This window comes from Kordiimonas lipolytica, assembly GCF_042651265.1.
GTDB lineage: Bacteria > Pseudomonadota > Alphaproteobacteria > Sphingomonadales > Kordiimonadaceae > Kordiimonas > Kordiimonas lipolytica.
In genome coordinates this window covers 239,447-260,757 of record NZ_JBHSCR010000005.1, presented here as the reverse complement: position 1 = coordinate 260,757, position 21,311 = coordinate 239,447, and the positions used below count along the sequence as shown (strand labels likewise).

Sequence of the window (21,311 nt, the reverse complement as noted above, 5' to 3'; positions counted from 1 at the left end):
TGCTTGGTAAAAATGAAGCAAGGAGTTCAAGTATGTCATCAGGTGTTCGTTATACGGAAGAGTTCAAGCGTGACGCAGTCGCGCAGGTGGTTGATCGAGGCTATTCGGTGCTTGAGGTTGCGACGCGGCTGGGGATCAGCACCAAGTCGCTTTACGATTGGAAGAAGCGCTATCACAAGCCGGAGCGACAGATCAGACAGGAGGCTGCGGAGACGGCCGAGATACGTCGCTTGAAGGCGGAACTAGCCCGGGTTACCGAGGAACGGGACATCCTAAAAAAGGCCACGGCGTACTTCGCAAGAGAAGCCAAGTAAAGTACGCCTTTATCAAAGCGCACCGGGGCCTGTTCCGGGTGTGCGTGATGTGCCGCGTGCTGCTGGTGCATCATAGCGGCTTCTATGCCTGGCTGCGGTCGCCCTTGAGTGACCGGACGAAGGATGACAGACGGCTGACCGGATTGATCAAACAGGCCTGGTTGGAAAGCGGCTGTGTCTATGGCTACCGCAAGATTCATGATGACCTGCGGTCAATCGGCGAGACCTGTTCACCGAACCGGGTATGGCGGTTGACCCGTCTGGCTGGTATCCAGGCGCAGGTTGGCTATCGTCGCCGACCCGGCAGCTATGGTGGGGCGCCCGCCATTGTGGCCCCCAATCAATTGCAGCAACAGTTTGACGTAGCACAGCCTGACAAAGCTTGGGTGACGGATATCACCTATATCAAGACCCATGAGGGCTTTCTGTATCTAGCTGTCGTGATTGATCTCTATTCCCGGCGCGTCGTCGGTTGGTCGATGCAGTCCCGCATGCATATGGATCTGGTTCTGAGCGCGCTTCTGATGGCTGTCTGGCGGCGCAAGCCAAGGTCGAAGGTCATCATCCATTCAGATCAGGGCAGCCAGTTTACCAGCCATGAGTGGCAGAAGTTCCTGCAGACCCACAATCTGGAAGCCAGCATGAGCCGGCGGGGGAACTGTCACGATAATGCTGTCGCCGAAAGCTTTTTCCAACTCCTCAAGCGAGAACGGATCAGGCGAAGGACGTATCGGGACCGCACAGAGGCTCGGCAGGACGTGTTTGACTATATCGAGTTTTTCTACAACCCAAAACGCAAGCATGGTAACAACGGGATGCTGTCACCCGTCGAGTTCGAACAGCAGCAAAATTGGAAAGCCCAAGGTGTCTAAGAAACTAGGGGCTATTCAGATAGCTGTCCTGACGCACCTGTGAGGTTAGTACATATTACTTATTTTTCTTGTAGGTTAAGACGTAGCCTTTGTCGGTTTCGATGTGCTGAATAGGGTAAAGCACTTCTATGGCTTTGATAAAGCTATCGGTATCGTCAAGTCGGAAAGAACCGTATATTGGCAGTGGTTTCAGCCTCACGTCTGAAATGGCGATCTGCTTCTGGGATTGCCTATTGATACGGTCAATTGTCGTGCTGAGAGGTTCACCATTGAGGTGTAACACTCCGCTCCGCCAGGAAGAGAAATGGTCGGGGGGACTTGTCTCTTTTTCCAGGATATAGACCCCAATTCTCTGATTCATACCCACTTCTTCTTCGACGCTAGGTCGGTGAATAGTAGGAACAGCCTTTCTAATGGCTATCTTCTCTCCAACAGTCGCATAAAGCATTGGGCTTCTTTGGTCAGTTGGGAGTTGTGCCTCGTCAGCTACACCTATTCTTACAGTTCCCTCCGTTACACTGACCGTCACGTCGTTGTTTGTGTAGTCAATGTTAAAGGCCGTTCCCACGGCTTGAACCAAAACACCACCTACTTCCACGATAAATTCGCGCTCTTTGTCTTTAGCAACCTCGAAGAAGGCTTCTCCTTCATCAAGGACAAGGTATCGTTGGTCTTTCTGATAACTAACGGTTACCAGTGAGTCGCCATTTAGGTGTACTTTAGAGCCGTCTTCCAAGGCTACATTCCGTATTTCACCGATGCCGGTTTGATAGTTTTGGCTGTCAGGTGCAAATTCCAGAAAATATCCAAACATGAACAGCGCTAATGTGGCAGCAACTAGTCCAAATGTCCTGATTGGGGAAGTAATCCACATTCGGCGAGTTGTTGTTTTCCAAAGATCAGATGGCCTATCGGGAGCGTGAATGATTTCCTCTGCAGGTCTCACATTGCCGATAGTTTCATAGAGGTTGCTTAGTTCCTCCATTTCATCAAGTTTTTCCGGGTTGTCTACCGCCCAGTCCATCAATTGACGTAGGTCATCTGCCGTAGATTCACGTGTTTCCATACGGATATATAATTCAGCCACATCCTTTGAAATATGGCTTTTTCTTCTTGTTAATCTTCGGAACACCGTTTTCCCCCCTTCAGGTCAACAGCAAGGTGACGTAGAGCATTTCTTAGATGTTTATAGACCATTCGCTCTGACATGTTCATTCTGTTGCTAATATCTTGGATCGAATGTCCCTCGTAACGCCGATAATAGAACACCTGCCTCATTTTTCTGGGCATTTTTAACAGGGAGGCTTCGAGGGATACTTTGGTTTGGTTTAAGATTGCTTGGTCTTCAGGCGAGGCATGGGGACTTTCTATCTCGTCTTCCTGAAAATCCCTCTTCTTGTCAAAGATACCCCGGATGTCTCGTCTGATGAAGTCAATGGACAAATTAGACGCCGTACGAAACAAATAGGCTCTGGGGTGGGCAATCACTTTTTCGTTCTGCTTTTTCAGGAACTTCAAATACGATTCCTGGGTAATTTCCTCGGCTACCTGTTCACATTTGACAGTTGTCATGACAAACAATTTCAGGGCCTTGTGATATCTATTATACAGTGCGATCAGATCCTCAGCGCTCTTGGCACGCTGCTGCTGTTCTTTGCTTTGGACTACAGCTTGCGGGGAAGCGTCGTTAGGCAAAGCGTCATCCTGATTTTCCAGATTTCTTTTTTTAAATGAAATAATCATTCCTAGCTCTGGCTGTTCGATCCATATTTTGTGTGCGGCATACAGACCCGCACTTCTACCCATATTTTCATATAACGATTCAGCGAAACAAACCTGAACCCAAATCCATGAAATTTTTTAGTTGGCTCAGATATCCGCTCCAAAATGAAGTGGATATCTCAAATTTGACCATTCATTTTATCGCCTAGATGAGGTGGGGAAATTAAATTTTTAGTTTGGGGTTCAGGTTTTTTGCATCCATTCGTTAACGGGTGGCAGAGCGCAAAAGTTACGAATGGAGGAAACCGTGATAAAGAATAAGTCTGCCCGTTTTAGCCTGTTGACAGCAGTCAGCATGATACCGCTACTAGCCATCCCAAATCTTGTTTCTAGTCCGGTAATGGCCGCCCAAGTTGCATCACAGGAGAAGTATCAATTTGACATTTCTGCCCAAAATTTGGGAGAGGCGCTGCAGGTGTTTACAGATGTCACTGGAATTCAGCACTTGTTTAGTGACGGCATGATCGCGAGGGAGGCGGTTGGGAGTTTGCGTGGAGCCTACACGGCGGAACAGGCACTGGACATATTGCTGGAAAAAACAGATTACGCGGCGACTTTTACAGGCGCCAAAACAGTTGTCATTAGGCGCAGAGGAGCTTCCGGCGCGGTACCCGCAGCTAAAGAGGCCCGGGCAAATCCCAGTGTGACAAGAACCGAGGCTGAGCCCGCCGTTACGGAATTTGATGAAATTGTTGTTACTGGTTCGCGTATTCGGCGCTCAGGCACCACAACGCCAACGCCTGTTACCATATTAGACTCTGAAGCTTTGGCGCTAAATGGTGATACCCGACTGGCGGACACATTGAATGAATTGCCTGCCATTCGGGCGACACAGACGACTGGCAATGTGAATACAACTGATGATGCACAAGAGGCGGGTACGAACTTTCTAAACTTACGCGGCTTAGGCATTGACCGTACCCTTGTACTTGTCAACGGGCGGCGTCATGTGGGAAGCCGACCAGGTAGTGCAGCCGTTGATACTAATACTATTCCATCTGCTCTCGTTGACCGTATCGAGGTTATCACCGGTGGTGCATCCGCGGTATATGGTGCCGACGCGGTTTCTGGTGTCGTGAACCTTATCCTGAAGGACGACTTTGAAGGTTTGGCGGTCGATGGTCGCTTTGGCGTTTCGGATAAAGGAGACGGTGAGACCTATTCTTTGTCTTTAACTGGAGGGACAAATTTTGCTGACGACCGGGGGAACATTTACGTAAATGCGACCTATGATAAGTCATCGGTAATCCGTGCCAGCAATAGAAGCTATGCGAGGGAAAATCTTCGCTTCGCGCCAAACCCAAATAATACAAGTTCATCAGACGGCATTGCGGACCAGATTCTTTTTGAAAACACTGGATTCATCGGTACGCCTGCAGGTGGGCAAGTAGTTGGACCAAACTTTGAATCATTTTCCGAGTTTGGTGGTCCATTCACCTTTGATTCAAACGGCAATATTGTTTCCCAAGACATGGGAACACTTGTCTTGTCCTATCTTTCGCAAGGTGGAGGGTTCGTTGACTTGTCGGCGTATGACCTCCTTGCTGTTCCTGTTGAAAGGATGATCCTGTCAGGTGGCTTTAAGTATGATCTTTCAGATGACATGCGGTTCTTCTTCGATGCCAAATATGCCCGCAACGAAAGTGAAACTGATGGACAACCCACTTTCGGACTTGCTGGTGACTTTACGGGAATTCCTGGATCTTTTATTCTTGCCGACAACCCGTATGTTCCAGAAGCACTAAGTGATATCCTTGCGGCTGATGGCCTAGACGGATTTTATGTAACCCGAACCAATGTTGATCATGGCGGTCGTCAATCACGGTCACAGCGCGATACAATCCAATTATATGCAGGTATTGAAGGCCGTCTGTCAGATACTCTCGACTATACTTTTCACTATCAGTATGGCCGATCTGAAAACACAACAGAATTCATCAATGAACGAATTAACAGCAGATATCTGCAGCAGATTGATGCCATTTTGGACGCTGATGGAAATATTGTTTGTCGTGACGCCTCTGGTGGTTGTGTGCCCCTGAATATATTGGGGCCAAACGCCGCAACATCGGAAGCCTTGGCCTTCAGCCATGTAGACTTCCTTACCCAAGGCGAATTAACGCAGCATGTAGTCAACTTTACTGTAACTGGTGATACTGCGGGAGCTGTGGAGCTTCCTGGAGGACCAGTCGGGTTCGCATTTGGTGCAGAATATCGTGATGAAAGTTCTTCTACGGAAGAGGGAGCCCTTCGTAACAGCGGCGACCTGTTCGGTATCTCGCCTGTGGCAGATACTGTGGGTAGTTATGATGTCTGGGAGCTATTCGCAGAGGCAAGTTTGCCAGTCTTGAGGAATGTTCCCTTCGCTCAGGAGTTTAACCTTGAGGGCGCTGTGCGTTACGCAGATTACAGCACCATCGGTAGCGCAACCACATGGAAGATCGGTGCTGATTGGACACCTGTTTCAGATGTCCGTTTCCGTGCTGTCCTTTCACAGGCTGTGCGAGCACCAAATATTGGAGAGCTGTTTGCCGCGGTTGAGCAAAGCAACGTCTTTTTGAACGATCCGTGTGATGTTGATTTTATTAACGCCGGGTCCGCAACTCGGGCTTCCAATTGTGCGGCGCTGGGTATTGCTCCTGGTTTTCAATCCAACACGGATGCTGTGACAACAGCTATCCTCTCTGGTGGAAACGAGAACTTGCAGGAAGAAACTGCGGATACTTTAACCTTGGGGGTTATTGTGACGCCGTCCTTTATTCCGGACCTCAGTCTGACGGTAGACTATTGGAATATCGATATTAAAGACGCAGTAAATGCTTTTCCTGCTCAGGTTCTTCTGAATGGTTGCGTAGATGGCGATTCAATAGACAACCCTCTTTGTGCATCTGTAAGTCGTGGTAACGATGGGAACATTCAGTCGGTATCCAGCCAACTGATCAACGTTGCTTCTTTTGAAGCCGCTGGTTTTGATTTTGAGATGCGCTACCGTTTGCATCTGGATGAAGCGTTCAAAACCGATGGTATGCTCGATTTTGCGCTAACCGCGACTTACCTCGACAAGCTGAACTTTTTTGCTCAGGAGGGCCAGTCACAGCCGGATAGAGAGGCAGGGGAGCTTGGTGATCCGAAATGGATAGCGAACCTTCGGGCCACCTACCGAAATGACCGCCTGACGGTAAGTTTGTATGAACGCTTTTTCGGGAGCCAGGTCTTTGACCTTTCTGAACCTGAAGAATTTCACGATCCAAATCGGACCGGTAGTGAATTTTACACCGACTTGCAGGTTCGGTATTCCTTTAATGACCGGACCGATTTCTATGTTGGCGTGAACAACGTGTTCGACAATGCGCCTCCGCTGTTGGCTCGTGTGCCTGAGACCCGTGCCTTTGGGGATGATGCTGTGATCTATGACCAGCAAGGGCGCTTCTTCTACTTCGGTGTGGGTATGAAGCTCTAACAGACCACTTACTACTGTGAAAGAAACCAACATTGGCGCTTATTGAAAGCGCCAATGTTCTCTTGGGTTAGAGGCTTTTATGAAGATTGATCAAACCTACCTTGTCGCGCAACTTAGAGCCATGCTGGCTATCCCTTCGCCAGTGGGGATGGTGGAAGACATGTGTGAATATATACGCCGAGAACTAGATAGTCTTGGTGTAAAATGGCAACAACAACGCCGAGGGACAATTGTAGCGACGCTTGATGGTGCGCAAACAAGCCCCGATCGTGCCATCTCCGCGCATTTGGATACCTTGGGTGCAATGGTTGTGGGCATCAAACCAAATGGTCGTTTGAAGATACGGCCTTTGGGGCACTGGTCGTCCAGATTTGCTGAAGGCGCACGTGTCACGGTCTATTCTCAAAGTGAAAAGTATCGGGGTTCTATTCTTCCGGAAAAGTCAGCAGGGCATGTATTTAATGAGGCTATTGATAAACAGCCCGTTGACTGGAATATGATTGAACTACGCGTGGATGCCGACTGTCATTCAGCTGAAGATGCCCGTGAACTAGGATTGGATGTAGGCAATATAGTTGCTCTCGACACGGATTCAGAGTTCCTACCAAACGGCTATATTTATTCGCGGTATTTGGATGACAAGGCAGGGGTTGCCTGCTTGTTGGCAGCGATGAAAGCCGTAAGAGAATTAGATCGTACGCTTGCCGTAGAATGTCATCCTATTTTTACGGTAGCAGAGGAGACAGGATGTGGGTGCTCGCACGCGCCAGATGCCGATGTTGGCGAGCTTGTGGCTGTTGATATTGGCCCTGTAGCCGTCGGACAAAACTCCAGTGAACACACCGTCAATTTGGGTGTTCTCGATACAAGTGGAATTTATGACCGTACACTACTAAACAAGCTTGAAAGTCTATGTGTCGAAAACGAAATTCCCTACAAATTTGATTCTTATCCGTTTTACAAAAGTGATACGCATTCTGCCCAAGTTGCAGGCTTAGATTTAGTGAATGGGCTTATCGCGTTCGGAACAGAATCGACCCACGGCTATGAACGTACCCACATAGATTCGCTTGTAGCTACTGCAACTTTAATTGCTCACTACATGGCGAGTGAAGCATGAGCCAGGCAGCGACACCCAGACGGGAACTGACGACGCGGGCTATTTCAACAGGCATTGTTCTGGGCGCCATTTTAACGCCCTGTAATATTTATTCCGGCCTCAAGATTGGCTGGTCTTTCAATATGTCCATCACGTCTGCTTTGCTAAGCTTTGCTTTCTGGAAATTCATGCAGTCTGCAGCATTGGCCAAGCCTTGGGGGCTTCACGAAAGCAACATCAATCAGACAACTGCTTCTTCTGCGGCTTCAATTATCTCAGGCGGTTTGGTCGCTCCTATCCCGGCACTCGCACTTGTCAGTGGAATAGAGCTGCCGTGGTACCAGCTCATCGCATGGGTGTTTTCCGTTAGCTTTCTTGGCATATGGGTGGCGTTTTTTTTGCTAAAACCTTTCTTGGTTTCCTCACCTTTGCCCTTTCCTGCGGGTGTGGCGACGGCACAGGTCATTACCGATATCTTTGCCAAGGGGAAGGAGGCCCTTAGGAGGGTTTATATGCTTGGAGGTGCCGCAGTTGTCGCCTCGTTGATAAAATCAGTGGATACATATTGGTATTCACTGCCGCGCATCTCTCTTCCTGCCAGTTTTTCTTTGAAAATTGCGGGTGCTAGCAAGAGCACTTTTGTTTCCTTAAAGAACTTAACCTTTTTCCTGGACCCTTCACCCTTGTTGGTCGGTTTCGGCGCTATCATTGGTATCAGAATAGGTATGTCGCTCTTGACAGGTGCTGTACTGGCATGGGGCATGATTGCGCCATTTGCGATCAGCCGAGGCTGGATACCTGTGGAAGCTTTTCCCACTGATTCAGTGTGGTTTGCTGGGGTGGTGGAGTGGCTCTTGTGGCCTGGTGTGGCGTTGATGGTTTTTGCTTCGATCACGTCTTTTGCTATCCTTCTTTTTAAAAAAGACGTGACAGCAGGTCAAACTGACGGTGCCAGCCTCACCCACTATAAACCCGGAAGGCTGGTTTATGTTGGCTTGGCCATTGCCAGTGTTTTGGTGGTCGGGGCGCAAATGGTCTTGTTTGATACAGCTTGGTGGTTGGCTCTAGTGGCACTCCCTATGGCTTTTGTTTTTGGTGTTGTCGCCGGGCGTGTGGTAGGTGAAACCGGTATCCCACCTATTGGCGCGATTGGGCAAATCACTCAGCTAAATATTGGTGTTCTCGCCCCAGGGCAACTGGTGCCCAACTTGACGGCGGCAAATGTTGCAGGGGGAACAGCAGGGCAATGTGCCGATTTGTTGAACGACTTTAAGACTGGTCAAATTATTGGGGCCAATCCGCTGTTTCAGATTGTTGCACAATGCTTTGGCGTGTTCACGGGTGCCATTGTTGGCTCCCTTGTATATCTAGCCCTTATACCTGATCCCACCACTATGTTGATTACGGAAGAATGGCCGGCCCCGGCCGTCTTAACCTGGAAGATTGTTGCTGAGACTTTGCAGCAGGGTATGAGTTCGATCCCTTTCCATGCGCAGGTTGCTATGGCAGTTGGGGGCATATTAGGTATCTTGCTGGCACTGACTGAAAGATTCGGGCCCCGCAAACTGGTTAAATATTTGCCAGCTGCTCCTGCTATAGGATTGGCGTTTGTAATTCCTGCGTCTATTTCGATTGCAATGAGTTTTGGCGCAGTTTTAGCGTTCTGCTTGCAAAAATATGTCCATGCTTGGAGTAGCAGATTTCTAATTGCTGCGGCGTCTGGCCTTGTTGCCGGGGAGAGTATTACAGGCGTTATATCATCAATTGTCAGCGTAGCTTTTGGTTAGGGGAACAGTGTTCTGACGACGGACAGTATGCGTAAACTAAACAGATAAAATTTGTTATATTCTTCTGCTGTGCCTGAGATTTTTGTCCGTTGTCTGCAAAGGGTCAACTCGAGGCATAGCTTTCAAGTTCGCCTGCGGCTGCTATTGCTCAAACAGCAGTCCTTGTGTTCCCAAAGCCACAACTGTTACTCTCCTTCTGAGTATTGGTCAGTCAGGCAATAAGATGAAGATAGCATTTGGCAGCGATCTGCATTTTGAGTTCGGTGGTGCTCGACCGTCATTGGAGGCTATCAGGGATGTTGACCTGTTGGTGCTTGCAGGCGATATCGCAAAAGGCCGTGGAGGGCTCCACAATGAACCTCTTTTCATTGAATATGCCAAGTCCTACGCGGATGAACTCCATATTCCCGTCGTAACTGTTCTTGGCAACCACGAGCTTTACGGTGAAGAGTATCATGCTTTTTTGAAGGCTAGCCAATCTGCGGCAGCAGAGCAAGATTTGGTGCATTTCCTAGAGAACAACGCTGTTGTGTTCGATGGCGTCAGGGTTTTGGGCTGCGCTCTGTGGACGGACTTCAAGCTTGGCGATAATGAGGCGATTGCACGTCAAGAGGCCTATAACACGGTCAATGATTACAAGCGGATTAGTATCCGCAACAAGGGCGGCGGAACGCGTTCTCTTACCCCTGCTGAAACGGCGGGGTTTAATGAGGTTAGTCGCATATTTCTTGAAAAGGAACTGGCAGTGCCTTTTCAAGGACCGACAGTTGTTGTTACGCATTTTCCACCTATCTTTATGAGTGATCCTCAATATGAAGGGGATGCTTTGTCGCCCTATTTTTGTAATGGATGGCAGGAGAAAATCGAGAGCGGCGTGTTATCCCCAGATGTTTGGATCGCCGGGCACACCCATTATTCAATGGCGGTGACGATAGGCCGAACCCGGATAGTTTCACGACAAGGTGGCTATCCTGGAGAGCTTGAACCGTTTGAATGGGGTGTCATTGAAATCTGACACAGCCGCTCGGGGATTATCGGAGACGGATTAGTGTAGGTTAAGCGGATATGGGACTTTCGTCCAGCAGGGCGTAGTACTCGCTCTTGGCCTCGGCAGATGGAATGTTGCCGATTAGTCAGCCCATTGGGTAGTCGCCAACCAGCTCAAATATTATGTCGGGCCGTTCTCTGGCCTCGTTTTGGGCAATTTGGCGCTCGATGTTTTGGTTCAATTCTTCAAGCGAATTGCCAACTTCAATCACCGTGAGATAGCCGTTTTTGAATCCCGATCCGGTATCCAAAAATCTGACATTGCCCAATTTGACTATGTTCCGGTTGGAGGTGTGTCCCGCAAGGACAAGATCAACATTGGCCACGCGACGGCAGTTTTGGTTCCTGATCCTGTTGCGCCCCCAAAGTGCTTCCATTCGCGGTTGCTTGCCGGTCATTGCGTCATGCCAATCCGCCGGCGCATCTGCATGTATGAGCCCGATGGTTGCTCCATCGGCTAGAATGAGGGTCATGCTGATGGGGAGTCGCTCGACGTAGCGATCGCAAATAGCTTGGACTTCTTCCTGTTTCGTTTGGCTGAGGAGATCAAACCAACCGCCACCATTCGCGCGCCAAAATGCCTTTTCAGATCTTGGCGCGACTGAGTTAGCCATCATCTCGTCGTGATTACCAAGGACAGCATAGCACCACGGCTCAGCGAGCAAGCCTACGCATTCATAACATTGCTTGCCACGATCTACGATGTCGCCGAGGATGAGGAGCTTATCTTGTTGGATGTTAAAATCGACGCGGTCTAATTCATGCCGCAATTCGTCATATGAGCCATGCAAATCACCCACCACAAAAGCCCGTCCAGTTTCAGTCAAATCTATAACTTTATGGCTGGAATGAATGTGGCACGGCAATTTGCCCATTATAGCTGTAGTCCTTGTTGCATATCGTGGGGCCGTTTTGAGGCTTCGCAAAGAACACCAACTAGGGTTCGCTTGTCGATATTTAGAGTTTATTGGCCTTGATGCCCACGAATAGTGGAAAGAGCCAGGTCGCTGGTCATTTCTAAATAGACTTGTTGCGCGAAAGCCATTCGAGTTTGGGCAGTCATGGTTGACCCCTTGGTCAGAGTGATGCAGGCTCGAAAGGCAGCATTTAAGCCAAGACCCGCGCGCTCGTCGTCTTCATTGACATAGTCGAATACTTCATTAATCAGCCTTTGCTCTAACTCATGCGCGGCGGCGATCTTTTCTGGTGTGTTGTCAAACATGGCTACCTCTTCACTTTTTGTGCACATGCACCGACGTGATAAATATTGTATATATATGCTAGTTTTTATCGTCAAATAGTAACTCTATATATTCTATGAATTCTATCCTAGTAGCAAATTACTAGGATGAAGAATCCAAAGATAGAAATTGGGCTGCGGATTCGCGCTCAGCGAAAAAAGCGTACCTGGTCGCAAGAAGAGTTGGCTGCCAGATCAGGGCGATCAGTATACACTCTTTCGCTCATCGAGCGCGGCGTGAACCTTCCGAATCTATTGACACTTATCGATTTGGCGCAGGCATTTGAGTGCAGTCTCGATGATCTCATATGGGACGGGACTGATGCGAGTGGTGTATCGAAATCGGCGGAGCAGAGAGCAATCGAAGCGCAGATTTTTGCGGAGATTACCTCGATGAACCTGAAGACGTTGAAAGCTGCGCAGGGTGCGATCAAAGCGATCCTTGATGCCCAAGGTTGATAGGTCGGCGTTGCGGCTTCATTTCTCGACAACAAGGAGTCCGAAGACAATGTTGATGTAGTTGCATCGTTGATTAGCTATGGTCTGGTCAGTCGCGGTAGTTGATGGTTTAGGCTGCTAAATGATTGTGCATCTCACAAATCTAAAAAAAATCCTAAAATATAGAAGTTATAATTATTTATAATGTGATTTTAATATAAATGGGTGCATAATAAATATTATTGTGCATCAAATATTGAATAGTATATATTTTCGAGTCTACTACATATAGTATGTCTGGTTACTACTTCCTCATCGCCATAAGTTGTTCAATAAATTGAACTTTTCCTGTCAATATGGACTCAAATATTTGTAAATGCTCTCTTTTTCTATATTTAGGAAAAGGAGGCGAGGGTGACTAACTCCCAAGACAAAATTCATATTATGCAAGAGCGGGTCAGAATTATCCGGCCCTTGGCAATGGATCCAAACAGGAGTGTTGCCGACATTGCAGTGGCTGCTGCATTACTTGGGAAATCCGAGCGGACCATTCGAAGGTGGATACAGGATTTTCAGACCGCGCCCGTCGCAGATAGCCTCAAGCCCGGCCACAGGGCCAGTCCAGGGCGTAAGCCCAAATTTCCGTCTGAAACACTGGACATTATTTCGCGGGTGATAAAGTGGCGTCTTAGGAAGAAGGAGAAAATTCCTGCCAAGCGCCCTTATCGACTGGTAAAATGGTTATGCTTGCGACGGAACCTGAGATATCCGTCGCTACGATACATGCAGCGGAAAATTGGGGAAGTCTCCGAGATCGCAAAAGCCAGAGCGAAAATGATCTCCAAGGAGCCGCGGGATTTACGGCTCTATCCGAACCATCATGAGGTCGCATGGCCGTTGGACCAAATTCAGATCGATCACACCAGGATGGACTTGATCGTTGACCTGACGCTCTTTGGCATGGGGAAGAAGAGGGTCTGGCTCACGCTGGCGATCGATGTCGCTAGCCGGATGGTGTTCGGCTATTACATCGGCTTAAAGGCACCATCTGCGCGCAGTGCTGGATTGGCCATGTTGCGAGGGGTTCTGCCGAAAGGCCCCCTGATTGAGGCTATGGGGATTGACCTTGAGGAATTTAGGGCGCTTGGCATCCTTGACCCCTGGCCCATATGCAATGTCCCTATTTGGGTTGGGTGCGATCATGGCGCTGATTTCAAAAGCTATGCATTCAGAGCAGGCTGCCTGCTACTTGGCGCCCAGGTCGAGTTCCGGAAAATTGTAAACTATGGCGGCCATATTGAGCGGTTGCTTGGCACCTTCATGCAGGAGCTACATGGCCTTTCCGGAACGACGTTCAGCAATACGCGTGAAGTGCAGGGGTATGACGCGGTAAAAAACTGCGTCTATACGCTGGAAGACGTCGAGTTATGGGTTGTCACCACAATCCTTATCTATCATGTCACTCCCCATTCCAAGTTAGGGGAAATGACCCCGCTTCAAAAATTTCTCGACCTTCAGGCGAGGCGCCCAGTCGCTACCCGGCTGGTGCCAGACAAGGTGCATGTCCAGTCAGCCTTCTTGCCGTCGGTGAAGCGGGCGGTAACCAAGCAAGGTGTTCGATTTCAGAACCGCCAATACAGCAATCCCCAGCTGGCGCCACTTATCGGCCAGCATATCCAAATCAAATATAATCCAGGTAATTTAGATATCGTGCATGCTTGCCTTGACGGCATCACGCCTTCCTTTGATTTGCATCTTATTGGGCGGGCGGGGAAAAGTCGCCACATGGATGCGCCTATCGACAATATGCCCACTTTAGCCGTGAAAGAAGAGGCGAAGCGACAGAAAGACATTGCTGACGGTCTCGCAGTGCAAAGAGACTTGCTGTTTGATCGCATCAGATCCCATCGGAAAAATGGGGCCGCCACGCCATCGTTGCCTCCGGCTCAGTCGGTGCCGAATCTTCCTGTTAGTGCCGGGCGGCCGCTTCCCTTTGAACCTCGGGAGGGACGGTGATGGCTGCCAGTCGGATGAGAGCTGTGATGCGTCAGGGCGTGCGTGTGATGGGGAAGTGGTATCGGCATCCTGGCCTCCGCAATTTGGTCGGGCAGAGGGTTCAGGTTTATGGCGTTAAAGATAGCGATGCGATCACCATTGTTGCTGAGGATGGTCGAGTTTTCAAAAGCCTTCGTCCTGTCGGCAGTAGCTCGGGGGCAATGCCTGGCCAAGCTGGTGTCAGATCGTTCTAGGAGCGGCGTATGGTGAAGCAACCGAACGATATGGGGCATCTGATCAATGATGAAGTCCGGGAAATTGCCACACGTTCCCCCAGGGAGAGGCAGGCCTTTATCGATCAAGATCAAGATTATAATTTGCCCTATGTCAACGACCTTATGGAGATGCTGGACCAGTTAAAGGCAGTCGGTGCGGGGCGAACGCGCCCACCGTGTCGGCGGATATTGGCACCTACTGGCATGGCGAAGAGTTTTATCCTGGAGCTCTACGAACGACGAAATCCTAGTAGATTTGATCGAGTTACCAAAACGACAGTATGGCCGGTCGTGTTTTTGAAAATACCCAATGAGCCCTGTTCAGATTCCGTCATCAGGATGCTTCTGAGGCGTCTAAATGTTCCGGTGCCAAGTTTGAAGCGTTTCGCACTTCAACTCCATGCGGCCACGATCCTGTCAGGATTAAGGCCTCAGCTCCTTTTGTTTGATGAGCTGCAACGCATCATCCAAGTGTCGGGCGATCAAGCGGTGCGCGTTCTCGAGCTTATCAAGTGGTTCTCCGATGAGCTCAAAATCCCTGTGGCTGTAGCTGGTGTGGAAAGTATGGAAAGTTTCTTTTTGGCGGACGACCAACTGGGCACGCGGTTTCGACCATATACATTGTCGCCGTGGCAGAATGACGAAAATTTGCAACGGTTTGTCAGCACGCTGCTTTCCTATATGCCACTTCGAGAGGCTCCGGATGAGAGACTTTTTAGCTTCGAAGCGGGTGCAATGATTTTAAAAAATGCCGGGAACACGACCGACAATATCGTCACCTTCTTCAAGGAGATTGCTAGGCGGCAATTTCTGGCGGGCCACGAAAAGATTAGGTTAGAAGACGTCCAGGAATTCAAGCTGTGAGCTATCTGGATACTGGGCGTCGCCTACCGGTGATTGTTGCGCCGGAGCAAGGCGAGAGCATGACCAGTTGGCTTGAGCGATTGGCAGAAATCCATCAGTTTCCTAGTGTCCTACAGTTCTTACGCGCCGCGCCGATTAATTGGCGGGGCCCCATTCCAAGGGATTTTGATCGGCGTGCTAGAGGAGAACTTCGAGACTTGCTCTCCAAGGTAACGGGATTGGAGCCTGAGGAGCTTCCCAAAATCTTGCAGGATAAGTATTACCTGATGCGGTACAACCTGAGAAAAGTCGCCTGCCTGATGTGCTGGCTGGAGGATATGGACCAGGGCAGGCCACTATACCGACGCGGCGAATGGTCACTCGTTTTCGAAACTTGCTGCCGCCGTCATCGCTTCCCGCTTCTGGATTTGCCTGTGTCTTTGAAGGGGCAGAAAAAATTCAAGCATTTGGTGCGCAGAAAGTTTGGCGAGTTCAAGGCTGTTCAAAAAGACAATAAAGAAATCATCGATACCCTCATTCGCTTCTCGGAGGGCATGAGTTGGTTTGATCGGTCGGATACAGACCAGTGGTTGCTGCTCGAATATCTTTCGGAAGTATTTTTTGAGATCAACGAAGATCTGCGTGGGTGGGCAAGCGACGGAATAGGAAGGGTCAGGCTCGGTATCTATAAGCTGATTGAGCGGGGTATTCTGACCCGTCCCTATGTTTTCGCCTCTCCTTTGCGACCGGCCACGCAGCTTCGAGAACGATTTCAGCACGATCAGACGATGGGGATTTGGCGCCTGGCACCTGACGGCATTCCCTATATTGGTTTCCGTAGACAAATATTCTTTGCCGCCATTGTGGCTTTTGCGGGAGCCGGAGCGCCGAGGCATCAAGGCATGCAGTATCATGCTGGCGTGACCAGGCGGGTATGGATGCCGGAGCATTTCAATACGATGATAGGGATTTCGCGAAAAGCGTTGCAGTTAGACTAGCGCGCCGCCGTTCGCTGTCGCGCACATAGGTCATGGCCTGCTGGGCGCTCCTGAGGCGCGTCTGGCCCATGATGGCCTTGAGGTCGCAGCCAGCGTCGGCCGCGGATGTGGCGAGGCCAGCGCGCAAGCTGTGACCGCTATAGGCGCTTTCGTCCACCCCTAGCGTCTTCATCGCCGCCTTGACCACCCTGTTGACGGTGACCTCGCTGATGCCCATGTCTCTAAAGGTCTCGTTCCGGTTGGCGCGCAGGAACAGGGCGCCGGCCTTCTTGCCCCGATGCTCGATCCAGTCCTCGACGGCGGCTACCGGGCAGAGCCGCTTTGTTGGGTGGCGCGCCACAAAAATTGTCTCGCCCTGGCCGAGGCGATCGGCCTTGGAGCGGGGCAGGGTGAGCGTCAGACCGTCTTTGCCTATGTTGATGTGTTTAAGCTCGATATGGGCAATCTCGCTGCGCCTGAGGGCGGCTGCGAAGCCAAGGAGCACCAGAGCCTTGTTCCGGATGCCGAGCGGCGTGGCCTCAAATACATCCACCAGCGCCGGCAGGATCGAATAATGCAGTGGCCGCGCCTGGCGGACGGGGGCAAGGCCTTTCTCGCGGGCGGCCCCGCGCATGATCAGGCGGATGGCTTCGTGACTAGTGTCGAGCTTGGTGCCGGCCAGTCGGTGCGCGACCGATATGGCGGCAAGGCGCGCCTTGAGGGTGGTGGGGCGCACCTTTTGCGACAGGACAGAGAGATAGAGCGCCACCGTGCCGGGGTCGCCCGAAAGCGGCTCGACCCCGACGCCGCGACACCAGGTCTCATACTGGGTGAAGGCAGTGCGGTAGGCCCGGCGCGTGTTCTCCGAGCGCGCCATCTTGGTGAGTTTCTGGGCGCGTGCGTAAACGGCATCCAGCTCGGCCTTGAGGGCATTCTGGACCGGCAACCAACCCATCAGGACGGCGGCTTCTTCGTCTGCCGCGGAGAAAAGGCCAGCCTGTTGCTTTTCCAAAGCTTTTTTGGAGGAGGGGGCTTTTTTGCCCGATTTCCGCGATTTTGGGGGCTGGGCCATGCATCCATATACCACATTTATGATCGATAAGCATAAGTTATCGGACATAAAAACGAGAGCCAAAAAAAAGATGTGTTGGCTAAATTGCACATCCTAAATAGAGCTTGCGCAAAGAAAAGTCGTTTGGGACGATAAGCGGAGGCATTGCCTTTAAAGTAGTATTCGTCGACTGGCTTATGGTGTAGCTTTTAATTGTATAGCTTATTCTGTTTAAGGGGTGGCATGAAACGGAAAGCTCTTATTCTCCTAAGCGGAGGTGTAGACTCCTTCGTGTCCGCAGATTTTATGCGTAAGCAAAATAGGGACATTTCTTGCCTATTTGTTGACTATGGCCAACCGTCTGCAGGCCAAGAAAGAAAGGCTGCAAATGACGTTTCAGCCTTCCTGGGAGTGACCCTTCACAAGGTTAATGTCGCGGGTATTGCGATCCCAAACCAAGGCGAAATTCCTGCCCGTAATATGGCATTGATCTCCATCGCATGCATGTACTCAATGGCTGCGTATCATGAAATCGTGATGGGAATACATGGTGGTGTTAGCTATTATGACTGTAGTGAGGATTTTTTCATAAAGATAAGATCCCTAATAATGGAAATTTCTCTCGGCAAAACAAGTTTTGTGGCGCCATTGTTAAAGTGGGATAAGTCAGAAATATTTAATTATTGCATTCATCAAAATATTCCGATTGAATTAACCTATAGTTGTGAAATTGGGGCAGATGTGCCGTGTGGAAAATGTCTGTCTTGCAAAGATAGGGGGATGTTGGGTGAGGGCGGCAAGGCGTAGTTTTATTGTTGGTGAGCAACCATTCAGTACTCCCATGATTGTTCCATCTTTTTCCAGTCGGGGGTTCCCCGATATTAAAAAAATTATTGATGGGGCAAGGGAGTACGTAAACGATCAAGCGCTCATAAGTGCCTACGATCTTCACTACAAGCATATCCTAAAGACCAATTGGAATTTCTCGGAGTTACTTTTTGTAGATAGCGGCGGTTATGAATTTGGGAAAGAAATTGATCTGAGTGATGCAAATATGGAGGACAACCACCAAGGTAGCCGCACCTGGACCCCGGAGCAGCATCTTGAGACCTTGCGGCACTGGAAGTTTCCAAAGGCTACGGTCCTTGTAAGTTACGACAATCCGAACAGAAGGCTAAATATTGGTGCTCAAATCAATAGAGCCCGGCGATTGTTCGAAGAGTTTCCTAACGCTGGTTCCGATATACTAATTAAAGCGGAAAGGAGGGCCTCTAGAGGCGATCAGCGAGCAGGCTTTGTTTGGCCAGATCAAATTGCGCCTTATGTTGGGGATCTTGCGGAATTTGATATAATCGGCTTTACGGAAAAGGAATTAGGGCGCTCTATCAATGAACGCGTTGAAAAAGTGTACCAATTTCGCGCATTGTTCGACAATGCTGGCTTGGATAAGCCGATTCACATATTTGGTAGCCTAGACCCGATCTCTTCCCATCTCTATTTTCTGGCGGGTGCTGACATATTTGATGGCCTGACTTGGCTTCGATATGCATACCACAACCATCTGGCAATTTACCGGCACAATTTTGCGGCGTTGGAAATAGACAGGAATACGATAGAGTCTTCGATAAATTCCCACGTACACCAGAGAAATTGTAATTATCTGATGACTATGCAGTCGCAGATGCGACGTTTTCTAAATGCTGAGGACTTCGGGGTGTTCGATGGTTATGATGGGCTGTTTCGGAATTGCATGGACGACCTAATGGCGCGAGTTGGAGGTGTATGATGGGTGGTGGTGGAGGCGGATACTATTCGGAATATTCCGGTAGTCAGATTCAGAAGAAGATTGAGCAGACCACAGATGAACTTGCGAAGGGATTTGGTGAAGAGCTCCAGCGGCTATTGAACGAAGTTTTGCCGGGTATTAATGACCGAGATGCCGATGGGGATATGGCGATAAGAGAGGAGCTGCGGGGGATTATTTCCGAGGCTATTGATAGCCCGTTGATCAGATTGAGATTTGGTGGCTCTGTATCCAAGAACACTTATGTTGAAGGGCTTAGTGACATCGATGCCCTGGCCGTGTTTCGCAATCTGACCGTTAAAGATAGTAACCCAGCGAATTTGTTAGCAAGAATTGCCGCGAATATTAATGCAAAGTTGGAGGGGTGCGAGGTTCGTGTTGGTGCTGTGGCGGTTACGGTTACTAGGCCTGATGGAAAAGAATTCCAGATAATACCGGCCGTCCGCGACGGAACAAAGCTTCGGGTTCCCAGTTGGGATGGAAAGGGATGGTCCGGGATCGACCTTCGGAAGTTTTCCAAAACCTTGTCCAAGTACAATGCCAACTTGAATCAAAAACTAATTCCTACGATCAAGCTCGCAAAAAAGGTGCTAGCGGAATTGCCGCCATCTAGGCATTTGTCTGGATATCATGTGGAGGCGTTGGCTGTTGACGTATTCAAGCGATACAAGGGTGAACCCAGCACATCCAGTATGCTGCCTTATTTTTTCGACCGTGCCAGCAAAGCAATACTTCGACCGATCACTGATAGTTCGGGGCAGTCGGTACATGTGGATGAGTATTTGGGGGCTCAGAATAGCGTTAAGAGGAAGGAGATGAGCCACTTGCTCAACCGTATATCAAAGCGAATGATGAATGCCTCCGCGTTCCAGTCGCGGGATCGATGGGAAGACATTCTGGGCGTTAGTTATGAATAATGTTGAAAAGCTTCAGAAGCTGTGTGGGCTGATTGATCAAATGATATCTCAGCATGCGTGGTTGAGGGATCGATATGCTCGCCGGGCATCGACGCTGGATGTAATACTGTTGGTTCTGAGCGCATCTCTTTCCGCTTTGGCTTTTGCGGATATTAAAGGAATAGTCGGCGGACTTGTCGATGTGAAGTTGTGGTTGGGGGGCTTGTCATTAACTGTGTTTGTGGCATCAGTAGTAAGCTGGAAAGTCGACTGGAAAGGTAAAGAGAATAGCCACGGGCAAACCGTCGATAACCTATCCCAGCAAAAGCGAGAAATTCTTGCACTTCTGGATCAGGAGGACGGTATCAACAGCGATACGGTGGCCGCCGTAAATGCGAGCTATGCCGTAATTTCTGACAAATGTGCTAAAGTCCCAGAAAGTCTTTTCTTGAAGACCAAGCAGTATCACAAAAGAAAGGTGGCTCTCAGTAGGGCTCTGGATGTTTCTCCCGGAACCTTTCTTTGGGTGATAAAGCTAAAACTTTGGTGGCAACATACCAGGAAATAAGGTATGCGCCTTTTTGGTTTGGAGGGGGCCAAAATGATTGCGCACAATAGCCTGACAGATTTTTACGCTCATGCCCGGCAGATAGTTTTATCAGCTGGTTATTCATGGGAGCGTGATTGGCAGTGTCAAATTGAAGATGGTGGTTATGACGAAACCGCGTTTTTGAGGGAGGCTGCTTGGGTCATTTTGTGCTCTGGATTCAAGGAAGCCCATATCCGAAAAATTTTTGATTGCTACTCATTGGCGTTTTGTGATTGGGAAAGCGCGGCAGAAATTGTTGATGCAGGCAATACTTGTATTGGATTGGCCTGCGAAGTATTCCGTAATCGACGTAAAGCTGAGGCAATATTCGAAATTGCGAAAAAGGTAGATGTTACTGGGTTTTCTGCAGTTCGAGCGGAGATTGACAGGGCGCCACTAGTCTATATTGAAAAGTTGCCGATGCTTGGGCCTATAACAGCAAAACATCTTGCCAAGAACCTTGGTTATCCAATCGCAAAAAACGACCGTCATCTGGTTCGTTTGGCGGAAGAGCAGGGTTTTCGGTGTGTCGACGCCTTTTGTGAGGCGCTCTCCAGCATGGTGGGTGAAAGTATCCCTGTCGTTGATATCACTCTCTGGCGATACGGTGTTTTGAGATCGCAAAATACTTCCTCATTTGCCGCGTAACATTATTTCCCATTTTTGAGAATTTGTCCTGAAGCCGATTTTCGAATGTTGCGCGGATGCGCAACTTTTGAGTCTAACGGCGCCGGCGGACAGATTTACTGTCGCGTGACACTAGGCGCTTCATCAAACTCAGCCTTCCGACTTTCCTTGTTTCAGGGGGCGTCCCAAATCGTTTTGAACCTGGAACAAAAGAT

General features: G+C 49.5%; 20 protein-coding genes. 15 read left to right on the top strand and 5 right to left on the bottom strand.

Annotation, left to right across the window (positions count from 1 at the left end):
• Positions 1-32: 32 nt before the first annotated feature.
• A protein-coding gene (locus tag ACFO5Q_RS08955; RefSeq protein WP_380084332.1) for an IS3 family transposase occupies positions 33-1,186 on the top strand; the annotation gives its coding sequence in 2 pieces (ribosomal slippage) (positions 33-288 and positions 288-1,186; 1,155 coding nt in all).
• A gap of 55 nt (positions 1,187-1,241) precedes the next feature.
• Here the strand turns inward: ACFO5Q_RS08955 and ACFO5Q_RS08950 are convergent.
• Both ACFO5Q_RS08950 and ACFO5Q_RS08945 read right to left on the bottom strand, forming a co-directional pair.
• Positions 1,242-2,318, bottom strand: coding sequence for a FecR family protein (locus ACFO5Q_RS08950; protein WP_156432055.1), 1,077 nt, complete (start codon positions 2,316-2,318; stop codon positions 1,242-1,244).
• Entirely contained in the window at positions 2,303-2,929 is a 627-nt protein-coding gene (locus ACFO5Q_RS08945) for an RNA polymerase sigma factor (protein WP_197421277.1), read from the bottom strand. The genes ACFO5Q_RS08950 and ACFO5Q_RS08945 overlap by 16 nt, the downstream gene beginning before the upstream one ends.
• A gap of 286 nt (positions 2,930-3,215) precedes the next feature.
• Between ACFO5Q_RS08945 and ACFO5Q_RS08940 the strand changes: the two genes are divergently transcribed.
• The 4 genes from ACFO5Q_RS08940 to ACFO5Q_RS08925 all read left to right on the top strand — a co-directional run bounded on the left by ACFO5Q_RS08940 (position 3,216) and on the right by ACFO5Q_RS08925 (position 10,329).
• Positions 3,216-6,428 carry a TonB-dependent receptor domain-containing protein gene (locus ACFO5Q_RS08940; RefSeq protein ID WP_197421279.1) on the top strand — a complete coding sequence of 1,071 codons (3,213 nt, stop codon included), beginning with the start codon at positions 3,216-3,218 and terminating at the stop codon, positions 6,426-6,428.
• A gap of 79 nt (positions 6,429-6,507) precedes the next feature.
• Positions 6,508-7,548 (top strand): osmoprotectant NAGGN system M42 family peptidase, encoded by a 1,041-nt coding sequence (locus tag ACFO5Q_RS08935; protein ID WP_068151952.1) that lies wholly within the window; start codon positions 6,508-6,510, stop codon positions 7,546-7,548.
• Positions 7,545-9,314, top strand: a complete 1,770-nt coding sequence (locus ACFO5Q_RS08930; RefSeq protein WP_068151955.1) for an OPT family oligopeptide transporter — start codon at positions 7,545-7,547, stop codon at positions 9,312-9,314. The genes ACFO5Q_RS08935 and ACFO5Q_RS08930 overlap by 4 nt, the downstream gene beginning before the upstream one ends.
• A gap of 223 nt (positions 9,315-9,537) precedes the next feature.
• Positions 9,538-10,329, top strand: coding sequence for a metallophosphoesterase (locus ACFO5Q_RS08925; RefSeq protein WP_068151958.1), 792 nt, complete (start codon positions 9,538-9,540; stop codon positions 10,327-10,329).
• A 118-nt stretch (positions 10,330-10,447) separates the two neighbouring features.
• Here the strand turns inward: ACFO5Q_RS08925 and ACFO5Q_RS08920 are convergent, their stop codons facing one another.
• Positions 10,448-11,236 carry a metallophosphoesterase gene (locus ACFO5Q_RS08920; RefSeq protein WP_068151962.1) on the bottom strand — a complete coding sequence of 263 codons (789 nt, stop codon included), beginning with the start codon at positions 11,234-11,236 and terminating at the stop codon, positions 10,448-10,450.
• Between the two features lie 89 nt (positions 11,237-11,325).
• Positions 11,326-11,583, bottom strand: a complete 258-nt coding sequence (locus ACFO5Q_RS08915) for a hypothetical protein (protein WP_068151963.1) — start codon at positions 11,581-11,583, stop codon at positions 11,326-11,328.
• A 126-nt stretch (positions 11,584-11,709) separates the two neighbouring features.
• On the opposite strand from ACFO5Q_RS08915, the gene ACFO5Q_RS08910 reads away from it, so the two are divergent.
• From ACFO5Q_RS08910 to ACFO5Q_RS08890, 5 genes are all read left to right on the top strand, one after another.
• Entirely contained in the window at positions 11,710-12,060 is a 351-nt protein-coding gene (locus tag ACFO5Q_RS08910; protein ID WP_068151966.1) for a helix-turn-helix domain-containing protein, read from the top strand.
• 393 nt (positions 12,061-12,453) lie between these two features.
• Positions 12,454-14,055, top strand: a complete 1,602-nt coding sequence (locus tag ACFO5Q_RS08905; protein WP_068151970.1) for a Mu transposase C-terminal domain-containing protein — start codon at positions 12,454-12,456, stop codon at positions 14,053-14,055.
• Positions 14,055-14,288 carry a Mu transposase C-terminal domain-containing protein gene (locus ACFO5Q_RS08900; protein ID WP_068151972.1) on the top strand — a complete coding sequence of 78 codons (234 nt, stop codon included), beginning with the start codon at positions 14,055-14,057 and terminating at the stop codon, positions 14,286-14,288. Before ACFO5Q_RS08905 ends, ACFO5Q_RS08900 begins: the two co-directional genes overlap by 1 nt.
• 9 nt (positions 14,289-14,297) lie before the next feature.
• Positions 14,298-15,173 (top strand): TniB family NTP-binding protein, encoded by an 876-nt coding sequence (locus ACFO5Q_RS08895; protein WP_068151974.1) that lies wholly within the window; start codon positions 14,298-14,300, stop codon positions 15,171-15,173.
• Positions 15,170-16,150, top strand: coding sequence for a TniQ family protein (locus ACFO5Q_RS08890; protein WP_068151975.1), 981 nt, complete (start codon positions 15,170-15,172; stop codon positions 16,148-16,150). Before ACFO5Q_RS08895 ends, ACFO5Q_RS08890 begins: the two co-directional genes overlap by 4 nt.
• Here ACFO5Q_RS08890 and ACFO5Q_RS08885 read toward each other — a convergent pair.
• Positions 16,104-17,141 carry a tyrosine-type recombinase/integrase gene (locus ACFO5Q_RS08885; RefSeq protein WP_197421281.1) on the bottom strand — a complete coding sequence of 346 codons (1,038 nt, stop codon included), beginning with the start codon at positions 17,139-17,141 and terminating at the stop codon, positions 16,104-16,106. The genes ACFO5Q_RS08890 and ACFO5Q_RS08885 overlap by 47 nt on opposite strands.
• Positions 17,142-17,423: 282 nt before the next feature.
• On the opposite strand from ACFO5Q_RS08885, the gene ACFO5Q_RS08880 reads away from it, so the two are divergent.
• The 5 genes from ACFO5Q_RS08880 to ACFO5Q_RS08860 are packed head-to-tail and all read left to right on the top strand — an operon-like array spanning position 17,424 to position 21,117.
• The gene (locus ACFO5Q_RS08880; RefSeq protein ID WP_068151981.1) at positions 17,424-17,987 is read left to right on the top strand and encodes a 7-cyano-7-deazaguanine synthase; all 564 of its coding nucleotides are present in this window, start codon (positions 17,424-17,426) and stop codon (positions 17,985-17,987) included.
• The gene (locus ACFO5Q_RS08875) at positions 17,968-18,966 is read left to right on the top strand and encodes a hypothetical protein (RefSeq protein WP_068151983.1); all 999 of its coding nucleotides are present in this window, start codon (positions 17,968-17,970) and stop codon (positions 18,964-18,966) included. The genes ACFO5Q_RS08880 and ACFO5Q_RS08875 overlap by 20 nt, the downstream gene beginning before the upstream one ends.
• Positions 18,966-19,901 carry a CBASS oligonucleotide cyclase gene (locus ACFO5Q_RS08870; RefSeq protein ID WP_068151984.1) on the top strand — a complete coding sequence of 312 codons (936 nt, stop codon included), beginning with the start codon at positions 18,966-18,968 and terminating at the stop codon, positions 19,899-19,901. Before ACFO5Q_RS08875 ends, ACFO5Q_RS08870 begins: the two co-directional genes overlap by 1 nt.
• Entirely contained in the window at positions 19,894-20,448 is a 555-nt protein-coding gene (locus ACFO5Q_RS08865; RefSeq protein ID WP_068151987.1) for a hypothetical protein, read from the top strand. Before ACFO5Q_RS08870 ends, ACFO5Q_RS08865 begins: the two co-directional genes overlap by 8 nt.
• A 3-nt stretch (positions 20,449-20,451) precedes the next feature.
• Positions 20,452-21,117: a hypothetical protein gene (locus tag ACFO5Q_RS08860; RefSeq protein WP_068151989.1), complete on the top strand. Its 666-nt coding sequence runs from the start codon at positions 20,452-20,454 to the stop codon at positions 21,115-21,117.
• Positions 21,118-21,311: the final 194 nt, after the last annotated feature.

Coding starts and splice junctions, on each gene's coding strand:
- ACFO5Q_RS08945 (WP_197421277.1), bottom strand. CDS start 2,929: ATGATTATTTCATTTAAAAAAAGAAATCTGGAAAATCAGGATGACGCT.
- ACFO5Q_RS08935 (WP_068151952.1), top strand. CDS start 6,508: ATGAAGATTGATCAAACCTACCTTGTCGCGCAACTTAGAGCCATGCTG.
- ACFO5Q_RS08930 (WP_068151955.1), top strand. CDS start 7,545: ATGAGCCAGGCAGCGACACCCAGACGGGAACTGACGACGCGGGCTATT.
- ACFO5Q_RS08925 (WP_068151958.1), top strand. CDS start 9,538: ATGAAGATAGCATTTGGCAGCGATCTGCATTTTGAGTTCGGTGGTGCT.
- ACFO5Q_RS08920 (WP_068151962.1), bottom strand. CDS start 11,236: ATGGGCAAATTGCCGTGCCACATTCATTCCAGCCATAAAGTTATAGAT.
- ACFO5Q_RS08915 (WP_068151963.1), bottom strand. CDS start 11,583: ATGTTTGACAACACACCAGAAAAGATCGCCGCCGCGCATGAGTTAGAG.
- ACFO5Q_RS08910 (WP_068151966.1), top strand. CDS start 11,710: ATGAAGAATCCAAAGATAGAAATTGGGCTGCGGATTCGCGCTCAGCGA.
- ACFO5Q_RS08900 (WP_068151972.1), top strand. CDS start 14,055: ATGGCTGCCAGTCGGATGAGAGCTGTGATGCGTCAGGGCGTGCGTGTG.
- ACFO5Q_RS08895 (WP_068151974.1), top strand. CDS start 14,298: ATGGTGAAGCAACCGAACGATATGGGGCATCTGATCAATGATGAAGTC.
- ACFO5Q_RS08880 (WP_068151981.1), top strand. CDS start 17,424: ATGAAACGGAAAGCTCTTATTCTCCTAAGCGGAGGTGTAGACTCCTTC.
- ACFO5Q_RS08870 (WP_068151984.1), top strand. CDS start 18,966: ATGGGTGGTGGTGGAGGCGGATACTATTCGGAATATTCCGGTAGTCAG.
- ACFO5Q_RS08865 (WP_068151987.1), top strand. CDS start 19,894: ATGAATAATGTTGAAAAGCTTCAGAAGCTGTGTGGGCTGATTGATCAA.
- ACFO5Q_RS08860 (WP_068151989.1), top strand. CDS start 20,452: ATGCGCCTTTTTGGTTTGGAGGGGGCCAAAATGATTGCGCACAATAGC.